This is a genomic window from Listeria valentina (genome assembly GCF_011800755.1).
GTDB lineage: Bacteria > Bacillota > Bacilli > Lactobacillales > Listeriaceae > Listeria > Listeria valentina.
On record NZ_JAATJW010000159.1, the window covers coordinates 1 to 719 of the forward strand.

2 protein-coding genes are annotated in these 719 nt (G+C 37.6%); both read left to right on the forward strand.

The genetic code is table 11. The features are described from left to right. A partial coding sequence (locus tag HCK02_RS13995) for a hypothetical protein (RefSeq protein WP_167630701.1) occupies nt 1-201 on the forward strand: 201 nt, incomplete at its 5' end. Beyond that, nucleotides 198-719, forward strand: a 522-nt coding sequence (locus HCK02_RS14000; RefSeq protein WP_167630702.1) for a hypothetical protein, incomplete at its 3' end; no start/stop codon positions are given. The genes HCK02_RS13995 and HCK02_RS14000, both read left to right, overlap by 4 nt.

A 719-nucleotide genomic window follows, 5' to 3' on the forward strand; every position in this document is an offset into this window, starting at 1 on the left:
AAAGAATTCTTTGAAATTATAGAAGCTATGAGGTTTGATGAGCATTTGGAACCTGATTACATGGATCCTTATGCGAAATATGAAGATTATTTAAATCGCGCTGTGAGTCGGCTAGCCGAAAAAATAGGAATTTCGGATTTTATCGAAAACCAGTTAAACGATTTTCGAAAAAGCGCATCTGATGAGGAGGGATTGCAATGATTAATGAAATGGATCAGTTCTTTGCAAGTATTCGCTCATTAAAAAAACTAGGGTTTCATGAGAGAGGTAGATTGTCCAAAGTCGAAGAGACACAAGAAAAATTTGTTTTTCATAGCATCCGATGTATTGCCTACTTCCCTATCCAAACATTAGTAAGGGAAACGCGACAAGATAAGCAATTTTTAGAAGGGCTTTTAAACCAATTATCTGCGATTCATCAAGGGATAGACTGTTTAACTCCGCAACAGTTTGAAACGCTTTTTCCAATCGAAAAGTTATATAGCGGAGAGAGTGAGAAAGAAAAGGCTTACTTTTATACGCAAAGAATGATTCATGAGCTGATTGGTGAAAGTGATGAGCCAATCAAAAGGAAAGCGGCCTCCTTTTTATGGAACTATCAAAACAACGAAGTGCGTAGATTCGTAACAAGAACCATGGTTCTTGGCAAACCATTTTATCAGTCTAAGGAAATACCAGATTCCGTTCAAGATTTTGCGGAGCTGATGGGAGGTGTTTCT